Origin of the sequence: Halobacillus sp. A5 (assembly GCF_024189315.1) — a bacterium.
Classification (GTDB): domain Bacteria; phylum Bacillota; class Bacilli; order Bacillales; family Halobacillaceae; genus Halobacillus_A.
This window is the reverse complement of the sequence record NZ_JAIZEO010000004.1, coordinates 111,463-127,650: the sequence shown is the minus strand read 5'-3', so window position 1 is coordinate 127,650 and position 16,188 is coordinate 111,463. Positions and strand designations below refer to the sequence as shown.

Here is a 16,188-nt window from a genome sequence, read left to right as displayed (position 1 = left end):
CAAAATGCTTACAAATAAGTAAAATAATTAGTTAAAATAAATAATGACAATTTTCAGAATAATAATTACTATGGAACTATCACTTGGATGATAAAAGTGAGTTAGGAGGAGAGCAACTAGGTGAACCTAAACGAATTAAATGAGACAAGCAGACAAGCGTTTAAGAACCATTTAGGTGATATATTCGAAGATTCTCCCTGGGTAGCTGCTAAAGCTTCTGACCACCGCCCTTATTCAACAATGGATAATCTCTATCAAAGGATGGTTGAAATTGTAAACAATGCACCAAACGAAGAGAAGCTTGAATTAATCAGGATCCATCCAAACTTAGGAGAGAACATACAAATGAGTGATCGTTCGAACCGGGAGCAGCAGGGAGCGGGATTAAAGGATCTGACGGAAGAAGAGGCTCTCAGCTTTAAATCTTTAAATAAAACTTACGCAGATAAATTTGGCTTTCCGTTTGTTTTTTGCGTCAAGGGTAAGTACAAAGGCGATATACATCAGGCACTTCAAGAGAGAGTGCATAACTCTCAAAAAGAAGAATTCGAAAAAGCTCTGGCTGAAATTTTTAAAATTGCCTATTTCCGACTTCAGGAAAAATTCAATGGTGCTAAGGAGAAGATTTAATGACAACCGATCGAACGATGTTTTATGGTAAGCAGGATGTTTTTGCTTATCGTACATATATGAAGCCCCTTAAAGGCATCCGTCAGATTCCGGAATCCAGCTTTGCAGGTAATGAAAATATTGTTTTTGGTCTGAATCTAAGTGTCAGAGTGGGAGGAGCTGAATTTCTATCTTCATTTACTGAAGGTGATAATTCGAAGGTTGTAGCAACCGACTCTATGAAAAATTTTATCCAGCGACATCTGGCCAGCTATGAAGGTGCAACGATTGAAGGTTTTGTGGAATATGTTTCACGTGCGTTTTTAGAAAAATACCCTCACTTTGAAAGTGTGCAGATGATTGGAGAAGAGGTTCCTTTTGAAAGCGTACCTGCGTACACAGATGGAGGATTGAAGTATAGTAATCTTGTCTTTAAACATTCACGGAACGAAACCTCTCAAGCTTTAGTGGAACTTGTACGTAAGGGTACGTATATTGAAGTGAAAAATCAGTACAGCAGCGTTCTGGATCTTCAGCTTATGAAAGTAAAAGGGAACTCGTTCGCGGGTTATGTACATGACGAATATACCACCCTGCCTGAGGATACCAACCGGCCTCTGTTTATCTATTTAAACCTGCACTGGCAGTATGAAGATGGAGCTGATCCATCTGGAACCGAGCCTCTTCAGTATGCAGCCGCTGAACAGGTGAAAGATATAGCTGCAAGCGTATTTCATGAGAAGACAACCCCATCGATTCAGTCGTTAATCTACCACATTGGCTGCCGAGTACTTGAAAGGTTCCCTCAATTGAAAAATATTACGTTTGAATCGCAGAATAGAACGTGGGAAACCGTCGTTGGTGATATTCCCGGAACAGAAGGGAAAGTGTATACAGAGCCGCGTCCTCCCTATGGGTTCCAGGAGTTTACCGTTACGAAAGAGGATGCCGCACGAGAAAAAGAAAAACTTAAAAGCAGCGGGGAGAAAGTATGAGCGGACTGACAACTCATGTATTGGATTTAACGAACGGGATCCCGGGGGCGTATATAAAAATAGAACTCTATCAAATAAATCAAGGCAGGGATAAAGAATTTTTAAGAGAAGCATTAACAAACCGGGAAGGACGGCTTGATACTCCGCTTCTTACTTCTGAGGAGCTTAGACAAAGTGAATATGAACTGGTTTTTTACATCGGCGATTATTTTAAAGATAAGGGAGGCGAAGCTCCCTCTTTCTTAACCGCTGTCCCTGTTCGGTTCGGTGTGAGTGCGCCCTCGTCACATTATCACGTGCCGCTGCTCATCTCGCCATGGGGTTACCAGGTTTATCGAGGTAGCTGAAAAAGTCCACGAGCTGGACTTTTTTATTGGTTTTCACAGGGGTAAATGGTTATTTATGTTAAAGTAAATAGAAAAAAGTCCTGTATCTGTTCAACTATGTTGTTAGTATTTGCCGAATAAGTACAAGAGTGGATTATTAATCCTCAGCTGTTCATTGGTGAATACTCGCTGTCGAGACTTTAATGTGATAAGAAATACTGAGATGGGAGTGCAGCTATGACTTACAAAGCCAATACACAAAGGTCCGTGTTAATAGTGCTCTTTATTTTATCCATTGGTAACATAGCGTTCACCAGCTATAATGAAACCCTATTTTTCATATATCTTGGTTTATCCATTTCTATAATCATTACTTTAGGACTCAACTACACTCTTAAAATAGAAAAAGATTTGGTGATTTATCGTATTTATCTATGGAACCTTCCTATCTTCAATAAAAAAATTGATGCTGCATCCATTAATAAAGTCATCTTCAAGCGATATGGCTGGGACCAAAAGGGTGCTTGTTTAAGAGTAGAGAAAGGAGGGACGATTAGAATAATACGGTTTACACCTGATTCAGTGTATGAGGAGTTAGAAAAATTTACAGATGTGCATCGGATCCAGTTACATAAATCGAAGGATTACTTATCTCTTTATGAAAGGGGGAGGAAGGTTGAAAAGGCGTAGAAAAAATAGGAAGTCGAAGGAAGATTATACTTTTATCGATGTTTTATTAGATATTTTGTTTTCGATTCCTGAGATTCTTATATTTCTAATTCGTATAATTGTTTTACTGGGAAGAGGAATTGGCAGGCTGCTTCACCACATTTTTGATATTATTTAATAATTCCTATCAAATAATCTCTGAAATGGGGTATAATATAATTGTAATAGTTTGAATGTTCAGTTTTTAATTTACCTCACTTCTCTTTTTTATACATATGCTATTTCTTATAGCATAACTAAAATGAGGTGAGTGATATGAACGCGACATTCAGAACGGTTCGTGCAGTCTTTTTCCTATGTCTAGCCACCTTCCTTATCTTCTCCTCTCAGGCAGCCGCTGCCAGCTCCCAGTTCGTAACGAAAGGCAATACCTCAAGTAAGCTGATTGCTCTTACATTTGATGATGGTGCTGATGGGACAAACGTTGAAACTATTCTTCAAACGCTCTCCACGTACAATATCAAAGCTACGTTTTTTCTAACCGGTACAGGTATAAATCATCACCCTGATAAAATTAAACTCATTCATTCTCGGGGCCATGAATTAGGGAATCATTCGTATACTCACTCTGATTTTACAACGTTAACCTCTGCAGAAATTAAAGACGAGCTCGAACGTACGGAATTCCTGGTAAGAAATACAACAGGACAAACAACCAAGCCTTTATTTCGCGCTCCATTCGGTGCTGTGAACTCTGCAGTGCTGGATACTGCAGGTAATTCAGGTTACTCCCAGACAATTCACTGGAACATTGATACGGTGGATTGGAAAGGTAATTCTTCTGCTGACATTAGAAACAGAGTCCTGAATCACGTTGTTCCAGGTTCTATTGTTCTTATGCACACCGGCGCAGGCGCATCGGGTACACCAGGGGCACTGCCGGGTATGATTCAAGGGTTAAAGGACAAGGGTTATCAATTTGTAACAGTGTCAGATCTATTTAATGGAAATGAGGGTCACACCGGTATGTATGTGGTGAAAGCAGGGGATACACTTTACAGTATTGCACGCCAATATAAAACATCAGTGTCTCAAATTGTCCTCGATAATCAACTGGTCAATCCCAATCTTATAAGCGTGGGACAAGCTCTTAAAGTACCATCACAAAATACGGACAGTTCGACGTCTTACACAGTCAAAGCAGGTGACACACTATACAGCATCGCCCGGATTCATAATACTACCACCGCTCAACTCGTTTCTCTCAACCAGTTAGCTGACGCGGGATTTATTCGAATCGGTCAGGTGCTTATGCTTCTTGGCAGTTCTCCTCCAACGAAGACCACTTACAAAGTCAAGGCCGGTGATACGCTCTACAGCATCGCAGCCCGATATAAAACAACAGTTCAGAAGCTGGCGGAATCCAATAATCTATCCAACCCGTCTCTCATACGCATTGGCCAGTCACTGGTTGTTCCGCTTTCGTAACAAAATCATCCGCGCTTTGCATAGGCGCGGATGATTTTTGTGTTAGTGATAATATATGTATTATTGTTGCTTTAACGGAAGAGTGATGGGAGAGGAGGAGAAAAACAATAAAGCCAGGAACTTCCGGTAAAAGATCCTGGCTTCGCTTCTTAATTTGTTTCATTTGTTAATTTAACAAGAACGTGTGCGAGGTGTCTGCGCTCTTCTTCATTAGCTGTATTCCATAGTTCATTTAATACTTTTTCTTCACGGTTTCTCGGTTTTTCATTTTTAGCCAGGTAATCACCTACGCGTTTGGCCCCTTTTGTCAAACCTTCTTCACCAAGACCGAGCTTTTCACCTTTTTGAACCTGGTTGCCTAAATAGTCTTTGAATGTTTGGAAGTTCTGCATAATATCATCTTTTTTATCTTCACTCATTTGTGCTGCTGCCTGCTTTGGATCCTTTGCCATGAATACCACTCCTTTGTTGTAGGTTGTGTTCTATGTGTTCCACGGCAGCCACAGATTAAAACAAATAAAGTTATATTTTAATAATTTAGTTCTGTTAAACAATACTGAATACTTTTTCGGAAATATATATTTAGACAGTTCCAATGATTTGTAGGAACGTCAATTAGGGATCGGGAAAGCGTGCTGTTTTTTCCTGCCCTTACATTTAGACACGACGTTCCTCTCGGATTCAGGTAGTATTTTTTTATTTATATAATACTATTTTATTAAAGCCTAATAAATTTATTGCAGCCGACTGATTATAAATGTGATAATGAGAAATCTTAGGTTAATCAATAAGTTGACATTCTTCTTAGAAAACGCTTACAATTTAATTACGAAGAAGTTAGGTGAAGTTGATGACACAGAAGATACCAATCGGAAAAATGGCGATGCTCGTCGCTTCTTTAACGTCAGAGGAGCTTGAGCCGTTTACTGAGCAGTTAAAGGACGTCGATTATTGCTGTGGCAAATCAGGCTCCATGAATATGCAGAAAGTGATTTCAGCTGTAGAAACATCAGCGAAACGAAATCATATTATATCAGATGAACTTTATCGGGAGACTCATGCGCTGTATCATGCAATTTTAGAAGCGTTAGAAGGAGTCATGCGGGGCCAGATGGCTGCTGGTGACATGATGCGGACAGTAGGTCTGCGGTTTGCAGTCGTGCGCGGGTCGCCTTATGAGAAGTTTGATGAAGGAGAATGGCTGGCTGTTGCTTTTTACGGAACGATCGGGGCTCCGGTTAAAGGGCTTGAGCATGAGACATTTGGTCTCGGTATTAATCACATAGGGTAACAGGCTGCCTATAGTCATGAGTTATGAGGAGGCGGCAATGGTATTTCGTATGCCATTGTCGTCTCTTTTTTTACGGAAGAAGGGAGAGGTCGGAATGATATACTTAAACGGTTCAACGCTGACGATGGATCAAATGAAGCGGGTTATTTATCAAGATGAGCCGGTGCAAATTGACTCTGTAAGCATGGAAAAAGTGAGGAAAAGCCGGGAAGCAGTTGATGGTATAGTCACAAGAGGTGAAACGGTTTACGGCATTACGACGGGGTTTGGTAAGTTAAGTGACGTGCATATTCATATTCATGATGTAGATGATCTGCAGCTGCACCTCATTCGATCTCATGCCTGTGCGGTTGGTGAAGCTTTTCCAGAAAAAGTGAGCAAAGCGATGGTGGTGCTGAGATTAAATGCGCTGTTGAAAGGTTTTTCGGGGGTACGTACTTGTGTGGTGGAGCTTCTTCGTGATTTAGTCAATCATTCCATAATTCCTGTAGTGCCGAGTCAGGGATCGTTAGGCGCATCAGGAGACTTAGCGCCGCTTGCTCATCTCGCGCTGGTTCTCGTCGGTGAAGGAGAGGTTCACTATCAGGGAAAAATACAGCCGGCTGCTGCAGTTTTTAAAAGGATCGGCTTCACGCCGCTCACTTTGAAAGCGAAGGAGGGTCTCGCACTTATTAATGGAACACAGGCTATGACGGCGATGGGTATTATTAACTACATTGAAGCAGAGCGGATAATGAATCAAAGCGACTGGATTGCAGCTATGACGTTAGAAGCACTGGAGGGCATCATTGATGCTTTTCATCCTGCCATTCATGAAGCACGCGGCTACCCTGAACAGATCGAAGTCGCCGAACGAATACGGCTGCTTACACAGGGAAGTAAACTGATGACTCATCAAGGAGAGAAAAGAGTGCAGGATGCCTACTCGCTGCGCTGTATTCCCCAAGTGCACGGCGCTTCCCGACAGAGCCTGTCTTACGTGAAAGAAAAATTAGAAATTGAAATGAATGCAGCCACTGATAACCCGCTTATTTTTGAGGAGGGGCAAGTAGTCGTTTCTGGAGGTAATTTCCACGGCCAGCCGATTGCCTTAGCAATGGATTTTCTGAAAATTGCTGTTTCTGAAATGGCCAGCATTTCGGAACGCCGGGTGGAGCGGCTCGTTAATCCTCAACTTAACACTCTGCCTGCTTTCTTGAGTCCGAATCCAGGGCTTCAGTCAGGAGCTATGATTATGCAGTATGTGGCTGCTTCACTCGTTTCAGAAAATAAGACACTTTCTCACCCTGCCAGTGTAGACTCTATTCCGTCTTCTGCCAATCAGGAGGATCACGTTAGTATGGGAACGATTGGAGCACGACACGCCTATCAAATTATTATAAATACACAAAAAACGATTGCGATTGAATTGATATGTGCGATGCAGGCGCTCGAATATAGAGGGGAGAGTAATGCATCCGCGGCAGCGAATCAGCTCCTTACAGCAGGACGAAAAGTAGTGGCAAGTATTACTGAAGATCGGGTATTCTCGAAAGATATTGAAGCTTTAACGAAGTGGATGGCCAGTGATCAATTTGAGTGGGCCATTCCCTTACATTCTGCCAGGTCTTACATGTAAAAAAACCAGGCGAATCAACAGATTCGCCTTAGTCTTTAAATTGATTTTCTAAAAGCTTTGACGGTAATGCCATCATCTGCAGGCTGAAAATCAAAATGAGGAAGTCGTTCGAAGCCATAGTGTTGGTACAACGAAATGGCACGATGCATAAATTCACCAGTATGAAGACCGATGTAGTTATGACCTTCTTCTTTTGCCAAATCGATGCATTTGGTAACTAAAGCAGAGGCAACTCCGTTTCCGCGTGCCTCAGGCGCAACGGCAAGAACACGAATTTCCGGGTAAGCCAATTCTTCAACTAACCCATCGTACGCATCTGTTTTGGCTGGAAATAAAGCTGAACTGCCTGCCACTTTACCATCCAGCTCAGCTACTAGTAATTCAACACCGGGCTGTTCGTCTGCATCTGAAAGAATGGCTGCCTTTAACGCCTGCCAGTGCGCATCTGGAATTGCAGTTTTATGTTCTTCATAGGCACGAACTCTTTGACTCCGTATGAGCGGCAATTCTTCTTTTTCAGCTTTACGTACTATAATCATTACAGCGTCCCCTTTAAATAGTGAACTTTCTTTCCTTTTGTTTATCTCACGAGTTTAACTAAGGGTCAAGAATTAAGAGCAGCGCTGGTTAGTATAGAAACCAAGGTTTTTTTAATGAAAGACCGCATGTAACTACTTTCTGGGCTTTCATGTAGCGCAGCATCATCCGGGCATGGCGTCCTTCTATAGTATATGGATTTTGTAACTCTTCCAGTCTTCGAATGAATGCTCGGTCGCATGCGCAATAATCTCCGTAATAAAGGTAGCATTGGTCATGTGCTTTGCAGGCAGCGTCGACGGCGTTAACAGGTTCACCGGGCCCGCTGCAGGCAGGTCCGCACCAATTGTAGCCGGGGAACAGGCAGAACGGCGATCTCCTCCGGTACTTATATTTCCGCATATGAATCTTCTTCTTTCGTTAGTATTATCATTCTCATATATAGTGTATGACGGAAAATGAAGGACGCTTAGTGAATATACAATAGATGGATTAAAAAAATTTGAAGCGGATCTCTGTTTATTAAAGATAGGGGTGTTTCGCTTTACTTCCCCTTGGCAGACTATTATAAGAATTACCAACGTCGAAGCAATAACAAGATATGGTGACTGCACAAATTTTCAGCAAAAAAATAAGAATCGCACGTAAACGGCAGTTTAAGCGGTGTTCCTTTGAATATACTAGTATTATTTTTATCGGAATGTATTGACAATTTATCGAATTAGGCATAACATATTTACCATTCATGGCTTTATAATAATTAGATACGAGATTTCTTATTTTGAGAGGTGGAGGGACTGGCCCTTTGAAGCCTCGGCAACGGGTCTTAGTCGTTTCGGGGACACTGTGCCAATTCCAGCAGAGGCATTAAGCGTCTGAGAAATAAGAAGAATGGAGATTTCAACAACACCCTCTCTTCTTATTTTTTAGGAAGTGGGGGTTTTTTGCTAGTGGAGAAAGTGTGTCATCAGTTTTTTTAAATCTAAACCCGACTAAACAGCTATGATTACAATGTGAAGTGGAGTGAGGTGGAAGTGTTGCAATTAATGGAAAAGAACAGCCCTTTTAATCAGGAGCAGGCAGATCAATTGAATCGACTGCTTCCAACTTTAACAGAAACACAGAGAATTTGGCTGAGTGGTTATCTGGCCGTACCTGTTAATGGGACGGCTGTAGAAGATCCTCCGCAGCAGCAGGAATCGACCGGCGGCGGGACAGCAGGTCCGACAAGAGAGATAACGATCTTATATGGATCTCATACCGGTAACTGTCAGTCTCTTGCTGAAGAATTTTCTCAAAAGCTGGAACAGCAGCAATTTAAAGTGACGGTTTCCTCAATGGATGATTTTAAACCGAAAGCATTAAAAAAGGTAGAAGACTTACTAATCCTGACAAGTACACATGGAGATGGTGATCCTCCTGATAACGCGCTGTCATTTTATGATTTTCTATACAGCAAAAGAGCTCCTGAGTTAAAAGGGGTGCGTTTCTCTGTTCTTTCACTGGGAGACAGCTCGTATGAATTTTTCTGCCAGACGGGTAAAGATTTTGATCGTCGTTTGGAGGAGTTAGGAGCCGAGCGTATCACTGAACGAGTGGATTGTGATTTGGACTTTGAGGAGCCGGCAGAAGAGTGGTTTCAGGCAGCTGTTGCTGAACTTGATTCCGGCTCGCAGCAGGCAGTAGAAGGGGAGGCTGTATCTCCTGTACTTGACAAGTCGAGTGAAACAGTTTACTCGAGGTCGAATCCATTCCAAGCTGAAATCCTGGAAAATATTAATCTTAACGGCCGCGGATCCAATAAGGAAACGAGACATCTCGAGCTTGATCTTGAAGGATCAGGCATTAAGTACCAGCCCGGAGACAGCTTAGGGATATTTCCGGAAAACGATCCCGCTCTTGTAGAGCAGCTGATCAAGCTTATGGACTGGAACCCGGAAGAGACCGTAACGATTAATAAGCAAGGTGAAATTCGCGCCCTGCGTGAAGCGTTGACTACTCATTTTGAGATTACTAGTCTGACAAAGCCATTGTTGGAAAAAGCGGCATCACTAACATCAAACGAATCGCTTAAAGAGCTGGTCAGACCTGACAACGGCCAGGAATTAAAAAAGTATATTGAAGGACGAGATTTAGTGGATCTCCTGAAGGACTTTGGACCTTGGGAGGCGTCTGTCCACGATTTCATTGCTATACTCCGTAAAATACCTGTCCGTCTTTATTCGATAGCGAGCAGTTCTGAAGCCAATCCGGATGAGGTACACCTCACAATCAGCGCTGTGAGGTATGATGCACATGGGCGTCCGCGTTCAGGAGTGTGCTCTGTACAATGTTCAGAACGTTCTGAGCCAGGTGATAAGCTTCCTGTCTTTGTCCAGCGCAACCAGAACTTTAAGCTTCCCGATAACGATGAAACCCCGGTAATTATGATTGGGGCTGGCACAGGAGTGGCTCCGTACCGTGCTTTTCTTGAGGAAAGAGAAGAAGCAGAAGCCGGCGGGAAAACCTGGCTTTTCTTCGGAGATCAGCATTTTGTTACTGACTTCCTTTATCAGACCGAGTGGCAGCGCTGGTTAAAAGAAGGCGTGTTATCGAAAATGGACGTCGCTTTCTCAAGAGACACCAAAGAGAAAGTTTATGTGCAGCACCGCTTACGGGAGCACAGCAAAGAATTATACGAGTGGCTGCAGGCTGGAGCTCATGTGTATGTTTGTGGAGATGAACAATACATGGCGAAGGATGTGCAGGAAACTCTCTTAAGCATTTTAAAGGAAGAAGGCCGGATGAACGACGAAGAGGCCGAGCAATATTTGGCGGATATGCGCCAGGCTAAACGTTACCAGCGTGACGTGTACTAAGCGGAAAGGGGATAGATCATGACGAACAATAGATTTCCAGAACAGCACGGTCCTCCGAGTGACATGGAAAAAATAAAAGACGAGAGTGACTATTTAAGAGGCTCTCTCGTCGAAAGCTTTGCTGAACGTTTAAGTGCGGGAATCCCTGATGAGCAGACGAAGCTTCTTAAGTTTCATGGAAGCTACATGCAGGATGATCGTGACGTACGAAATGAACGCAAGCAGCAGAAGCTTGAGCCGAATTATCAATTTATGATCCGTGTACGATTAGCTGGAGGGGTTGCTTCTCCAGAGCAATGGCTGAAAATGGATGAACTTGCACACACGAATGGCAACGGCACGCTTAAATTAACAACGCGCCAGACCTTCCAGCTTCACGGGGTTTTAAAATGGAATATGAAAAAGACGATCCAGGGCATGAACGATGCGCTCATGGATACCATTGCCGCCTGCGGCGACGTGAATCGTAATGTAATGTGTAATGCAAACCCCTACCAGTCTGACATTCACGCAGAGGTATACGAGTGGTCGAAGCAAATTAGTGACCACTTACTGCCTCGCACAAGAGCTTATCACGAGATTTGGCTGGACGAAGAGAAAGTTCTCGACAGCAGAGAGGAAACTGAACCTATTTACGGCCCTCTTTATTTACCGAGGAAGTTTAAAATCGGTGTGGCCGTTCCTCCTTCGAACGATGTTGATATTTTCTCTCAGGATTTAGGGTTTATTGCGGTTTTAGAAGATGGTAAACTGCAAGGCTTTAATGTAACGGTTGGCGGCGGAATGGGGATGACTCACGGGGATACCAATACTTATCCCCAACTGGCTAAAGTGCTCGGTTTCTGCAGACCGGACCAGACTCTCGAAGTAGCCGAGAAAATTTTAACGATACAACGGGATTACGGAAACCGTTCAGAGCGGAAGAATGCCCGCTTTAAATATACGATTGACCGAAAAGGACTGGATTGGATCAGACAAGAGCTTAATGCCCGGCTGGGATGGGATATTGAAGAAGAACGTCCTTACACGTTTGACCATAACGGTGACCGCTACGGCTGGGTTAAAGGCGATGGGAAATGGCACCTCACTTTATTTATTCAAAATGGGCGCGTGAAAGATTCAGAAGACTACCCGATGATGACAGGGCTGCGTGAGATTGCCAAGGTCCATCAAGGTGATTTCAGGTTGACGCCAAACCAGAATCTAATTATTTCAAACGTCGCAGAAGAGGATAAAGAGCAGATCGAGAAGCTCGTCAGCCAGTACGGGTTGACAGATGGCAAGCATAATTCAGCGTTAAGACAGAATTCCATGGCTTGTGTAGCCTTTCCAACCTGTGGACTTGCGATGGCTGAATCCGAACGTTATCTGCCATCTTTAATCGATAAGGTGGAGGACATCTTAGATGAGTCCGGCATCCGCGATGAGGAAATTATCATTCGCATGTCCGGATGTCCAAATGGCTGCTCACGTCCCGCTTTAGGAGAAATCGGCTTTATCGGCAAAGCTCCCGGAAAGTATAACATGTATTTAGGTGCCGGCTTTAGAGGAGACCGCCTTAACAAATTGTATCGCGAGAATATAGGCGAGGAAGAAATTTTACAAGAATTAAAACCAATGCTGCAAAAATTCGCCAGGGAAAAAGAAGATCAGGAACATTTCGGTGATTATGTAATCCGTGCGGGTTACGTAGAAGCTGTTCCCGATGGTGTTGAATTTCATAGCTGATTAGATTCCTCCAGGACCTGACAAAGGTATCTGGGGGTTTTTTATTTCCTGAGTACCGCATATAAATAATAGTGCTTCTTTTAAAAGGGGGGAGCCAATGCCTTATCTTATTTTATCTACCTTCGGATATACAGGTTCAAGAAATTCAGGAGATGACCTGATAAGTAAAAGTTTAATTAGACTTCTTACCAGAGTGAAGGGCAAACAGGCAGGATTTGATGTTTTTAGTTTAGTGGATCATTCTATTAAAGACATAAGAGATATTGAGAAGTACCACGCGGTCATTGCTCCGGCTATGCGGCCGACTGTTCAAGGAAGCAGAACGCTCCCCCCTGCCCGTGCAATGATTTTGGAGATGGCAATCAAGCATAATATTCCTTTTTACGCGGTGGGTTCAGGGTGGGGGACGTACCCCGGTTCTTTAAAGCAGGCAAAGAATCAGCGGCTGACTAAGGAGGAAAAAGCACAGTTAACAGCGATTACGGGAGATAACGGGAGCGTCTCATGCAGAGACTTTATGACAGAGGTCCTTTTGAAGAACAATGGTATTCCTTGTTATGGAACTACTGGAGACTGTGCACTATTCGATACAAAATCTATCGGACGGCCTCTCAATATTCCAAAAAAGATACAAAGTATAGCAGTGTCCCTGCCCCATAACCAGCATCATTGGCCTGCATGCTATCAGCTGGCTCTTCAACTAAAAAGGGAGTTTGCCTGTACTGTCTATTTAACGTTTCATGGCTATTATGGGAAGCTGTCCAGTCTGATCGATCCTGAGTGGGATACAAATGAAGTTCAGATTAAAGACTTGTCCGGAGGAGCGGAGAAGCTAAGCTTCTATCAGAAGGTGGATGTCCATATAGGCTTTAGGCTCCACGGGCACATTTGGTTTTTACGAAAAAGAAAACCAAGTTTGTTGATTGCTGAAGACGGAAGAGGCATGGGGCACTTAATAACCGTAAACGGCTTAGGTTATTCGGCAGCATCAAAGGCTACGTGGGAAAAAGCCGGGGAATGCATCACATTCAGTAAAGAAACGATGTATAAACATAAAGAAAATGAACCCAATATAGTTAAAGCCATTGAAATGTTTAAGCAGGAAAACGCCAGGGGCTACCCCATTACAAAGAATTCTTTAAGAAAGATTGATAATCTGTGGCACAATCAAATGAAGCCGCTTATTCAGCAGCTGCCATAAAAGGGGAGAGGCTATGAAAGTGCCTAAAGGAGAAGAAGCTATAAACCATACTTCTCCTATTGTAGAAGTACCAATCGATAAATGCAGGGACTGGCAGGGCTTCTCGTATAAGAAAGAAGGATGGCATTATTTATGTGAGACGATGAAGCAGCTTGATTCAACTAAACGTTTAGCGTACAAAGATTCCCTTCTTTACCAGTTCTATATGCACTATCAGCCGGCGTCACTGATGGAGTGTTTATTTTATCAAGGTGCTAAGAATCAAAAGTTGAGTCCAAAAGGCTGGCCGCCTTTACCTTGGAAACGGACAATGAAAATTAAGGAGGGGAATCATCAGCATTTTGGACCAAACCAGTATAGATTTGGGGAAATAGAGCTTCGCAGAATTCATACAGTATACAAAGCATTAAAAGAAAACGGGTATCGTCCGGCTATGTATAAAGACGGCTATATTCGAGGTTATTTCTTGAAAAAGCCTGGTGAATACCGGTTTATTATATCGGCTGGTCAGCACCGGATCGCTGCGTTGGCTGTAATGAATCAGAAAGAGATACGAGTAAAAGTACAAAAAGGCCACAACCGGATGGTTACTATGAAAGATATAGACTCCTGGCCCCAAGTGGAAAATGGAATCTACGATAAGGAAACAGCCCGCCGTATATTTCAATTGTATTTTAAAAGTAATGGAAGGGAAAAGGCGAAGGCAATTGGGTTACTCCCCAGAAAATAAGAACATGATGTATTAAGATTAATACAATAGCTCGTACGGTGGATCAAAAATCTTATTTTACTGCCGCTCGTTTAGTCCTCTTTAGAAAGGGGTAAGTTAAGTTCTCAGGAGGAACTAACATGAAAAAAACACTCATAAACACAGCTGGTTTAATTGTTATCATCGTCATAGGTGTGGGTTTAGTCAGCTGGAATCAAACGAAGAATGCCTCTCCGGAGAATAATGAAAAAATGATTGCCCTTGGTGATTCATTAACGTACGGCATTGGGGATCAGTCCGGGCATGGGTATGTTGAAAATATGGAACAATTGTTAAGCGAAAATAAAAATGCAGAAATTCAAGTGGAAAACTACGGAATACCTGATCAGCAGACAAATGGTCTGCTTAAGCAGGTGCAGCAGACAGATGTGAAAAGTGATCTGCCCAGCGCGGATTACTTTATCCTGTTTATTGGTACAAATGATTTAATAGAAAGTAATGGTGGAGATTTAACATCCGTTAGTGAAAAGGATATAGAAGCGGGTAAAGCAGACTATGAAGATAATTTAAAAGAGATATTGAAAATAATCCGTGATCAAAATGAAGATGCTCCGATATTGTTTCTAGGTCTCTATAATCCTTATCCTGATTCTGAAGAGATCGAAGAAGAAGTCGTCTCCTGGAATGACAATAGTCAGACTATCGTAGACGATTATGAGGGAATTAAATTTATTTCGACCAATGATTTATTTAAAGAGAAATCAATGGAATACTTTAGCGACGCCCTTCATCCAAATAAAAAGGGTTATGATCTCATCACCGAAAAAATTGTAGAAGAATATGATTTTTAATTTTCGTTAAACACTATACTAATGATTTATTAACACCGTACTCCGCTGCTATGCTCACCAGCACGTAACAGACAAACGTAAATAAAGAAAAGCCGCGTTTTCGTTTGAGTCGAAAACGCGGCTTTCTTATCGTTGTAACGTAAGTTTCGTTTCACGCTGCTGGAAATCAACATCTTGATAATAGGTGTTTTTTACCAACAAATTTGGACCTAAGCACTTCGCAGCCGGGCAGTGGCAGTTTAAAGACTTGGCGGTTTGAGTACCCAGCCATTTGTGAAAAGCGTCAGGGAGAGGAATACCCTGAATTTTTCCTAATGAAGGTTCATCTCCGAAGTCGGTTACAATAATCTCCCCTGAAAAAATATTGACATTCAGCCGTGAGCGGCCATCAGGGTCATTTCGAACAGTGACATTCTTTGCTTCATCCAGCCTGCTCAGCATTTCTAAATCCTCTTGAGACTGATTACATGGATAAAAGGGCAGGGTGCCGAACAGCATCCACGTATTCGGATCGCGGTGATTCAAAAGCCGCTGGATACCTTCCCGCATTTCTTCTAAGGTTAATGTTTCTAAATTACTAGCAAAATCCACGGGATACATTGGATGGATTTCGTGACGGGCACATCCCATTTCGAGAACGTGATCGTGAATTTTCTCCAAATGATGAAAAGTACGTTTGTTGAGCATAGTCTCTGCTGAAACCATCACTCCTTCTTTAGAAAGCGCCTGACTATTTTCAACAAGACGCTTGAAGTAGTCAGCCCGATTATTGAAGGCGGGCTTGCGGTCCATGAGGGCAAATCCTGTTTCAGCGAATTCCTCTACAGTTCCCCAGTTATGAGAAATATGCAGTACATCTAAATAAGGAATGATTTCCTCATAGCGGGAGTAGGGGAGCGTTAAGTTTGAGTTGATTTGCGTACGGACGCCGCGCTCGTGGGCGTATTTTAATAATGGAACTACATACTCTCTCACCGATTTCTTCGAGAGCATGGGCTCGCCCCCTGTAATGCTGAGCGTGCGAAGATGTTCAATTTCATCCAGTCTCTTCGTCAACAGCTCCATAGGCAGGGCGTCAGGGTCTTTATTTTGCAGCGTGTAACCAACCGCACAGTGGGCGCAGCGCATGTTGCATAAGTACGTAGTTGTAAATTCAACATTGGAAAGCGTCATTCCTCCATGTTCTTCAACATCCATATAAGCTTCCCACGGGTCATAGGAAGGGGAAAGTGCATTTAATTTCGTCACATCCATGATGATAAACTTCCTTTCTAGCTATAAACGTACCTCCATTGTAGCATGATCGTC

General features: G+C 42.8%; 15 protein-coding genes, 1 pseudogene and 1 riboswitch. Of the genes and pseudogenes, 12 read left to right on the top strand and 4 right to left on the bottom strand.

The window, feature by feature from the left end; all coding sequences use genetic code 11:
* The first annotated feature begins 120 nt into the window (after window positions 1–120).
* The 5 genes and pseudogenes from pucL to LF822_RS15850 all read left to right on the top strand — a co-directional run bounded on the left by pucL (window position 121) and on the right by LF822_RS15850 (window position 4,087).
* Window positions 121–1,604, top strand: a pseudogene (pucL, locus tag LF822_RS15870) (factor-independent urate hydroxylase).
* Entirely contained in the window at window positions 1,601–1,951 is a 351-nt protein-coding gene (gene uraH / locus LF822_RS15865; protein WP_253925065.1) for a hydroxyisourate hydrolase, read from the top strand. The pseudogene pucL and the gene uraH overlap by 4 nt, the downstream one beginning before the upstream one ends.
* 216 nt (window positions 1,952–2,167) lie before the next feature.
* Entirely contained in the window at window positions 2,168–2,620 is a 453-nt protein-coding gene (locus LF822_RS15860) for a hypothetical protein (protein WP_253925064.1), read from the top strand.
* On the top strand, window positions 2,607–2,777 hold the full coding sequence (locus tag LF822_RS15855; protein WP_253925063.1) for a hypothetical protein: 171 nt from the start codon (window positions 2,607–2,609) through the stop codon (window positions 2,775–2,777). Before LF822_RS15860 ends, LF822_RS15855 begins: the two co-directional genes overlap by 14 nt.
* A 137-nt stretch (window positions 2,778–2,914) precedes the next feature.
* A complete protein-coding gene (locus LF822_RS15850; RefSeq protein WP_253925062.1) occupies window positions 2,915–4,087 on the top strand; it encodes a LysM peptidoglycan-binding domain-containing protein in 1,173 nt (390 codons plus the stop codon).
* Window positions 4,088–4,236: 149 nt separating this feature from the next.
* On the opposite strand, the gene LF822_RS15845 is transcribed toward LF822_RS15850, so the two are convergent.
* Window positions 4,237–4,539, bottom strand: a complete 303-nt coding sequence (locus LF822_RS15845; protein ID WP_253925061.1) for a DUF3243 domain-containing protein — start codon at window positions 4,537–4,539, stop codon at window positions 4,237–4,239.
* Window positions 4,540–4,937: 398 nt separating this feature from the next.
* Here LF822_RS15845 and hutP point away from each other — a divergent pair, with 398 nt between their 5' ends.
* Entirely contained in the window at window positions 4,938–5,378 is a 441-nt protein-coding gene (hutP, locus tag LF822_RS15840) for a histidine utilization transcription antiterminator HutP (protein WP_253925060.1), read from the top strand.
* A gap of 94 nt (window positions 5,379–5,472) precedes the next feature.
* Window positions 5,473–6,996, top strand: coding sequence for a histidine ammonia-lyase (gene hutH, locus LF822_RS15835; protein ID WP_253925059.1), 1,524 nt, complete (start codon window positions 5,473–5,475; stop codon window positions 6,994–6,996).
* Between the two features lie 35 nt (window positions 6,997–7,031).
* On the opposite strand, the gene LF822_RS15830 is transcribed toward hutH, so the two are convergent.
* Together LF822_RS15830 and LF822_RS15825 are read right to left on the bottom strand one after the other, a co-directional pair.
* A complete protein-coding gene (locus LF822_RS15830) occupies window positions 7,032–7,535 on the bottom strand; it encodes a GNAT family N-acetyltransferase (RefSeq protein WP_253925058.1) in 504 nt (167 codons plus the stop codon).
* 88 nt (window positions 7,536–7,623) lie between these two features.
* The gene (locus tag LF822_RS15825) at window positions 7,624–7,935 is read right to left on the bottom strand and encodes a phospholipase (RefSeq protein WP_253925057.1); all 312 of its coding nucleotides are present in this window, start codon (window positions 7,933–7,935) and stop codon (window positions 7,624–7,626) included.
* A 371-nt stretch (window positions 7,936–8,306) separates the two neighbouring features.
* Window positions 8,307–8,422, top strand: a riboswitch (SAM riboswitch).
* Between the two features lie 148 nt (window positions 8,423–8,570).
* Here LF822_RS15825 and LF822_RS15820 point away from each other — a divergent pair.
* From LF822_RS15820 to LF822_RS15800, 5 genes are all read left to right on the top strand, one after another.
* Window positions 8,571–10,391 (top strand): assimilatory sulfite reductase (NADPH) flavoprotein subunit, encoded by a 1,821-nt coding sequence (locus LF822_RS15820; RefSeq protein WP_253925451.1) that lies wholly within the window; start codon window positions 8,571–8,573, stop codon window positions 10,389–10,391.
* A gap of 18 nt (window positions 10,392–10,409) precedes the next feature.
* Window positions 10,410–12,119 (top strand): assimilatory sulfite reductase (NADPH) hemoprotein subunit, encoded by a 1,710-nt coding sequence (gene cysI / locus LF822_RS15815; RefSeq protein WP_253925056.1) that lies wholly within the window; start codon window positions 10,410–10,412, stop codon window positions 12,117–12,119.
* Between the two features lie 97 nt (window positions 12,120–12,216).
* Window positions 12,217–13,320, top strand: a complete 1,104-nt coding sequence (locus LF822_RS15810) for a polysaccharide pyruvyl transferase family protein (protein WP_253925055.1) — start codon at window positions 12,217–12,219, stop codon at window positions 13,318–13,320.
* Window positions 13,321–13,333: 13 nt separating this feature from the next.
* Window positions 13,334–14,050 (top strand): hypothetical protein, encoded by a 717-nt coding sequence (locus LF822_RS15805; protein WP_253925054.1) that lies wholly within the window; start codon window positions 13,334–13,336, stop codon window positions 14,048–14,050.
* Window positions 14,051–14,169: 119 nt separating this feature from the next.
* Window positions 14,170–14,880, top strand: coding sequence for a DUF459 domain-containing protein (locus tag LF822_RS15800; protein WP_253925053.1), 711 nt, complete (start codon window positions 14,170–14,172; stop codon window positions 14,878–14,880).
* A gap of 126 nt (window positions 14,881–15,006) precedes the next feature.
* Here the strand turns inward: LF822_RS15800 and yfkAB are convergent, their stop codons facing one another.
* A complete protein-coding gene (gene yfkAB / locus LF822_RS15795; RefSeq protein ID WP_253925052.1) occupies window positions 15,007–16,134 on the bottom strand; it encodes a radical SAM/CxCxxxxC motif protein YfkAB in 1,128 nt (375 codons plus the stop codon).
* Window positions 16,135–16,188: the final 54 nt, after the last annotated feature.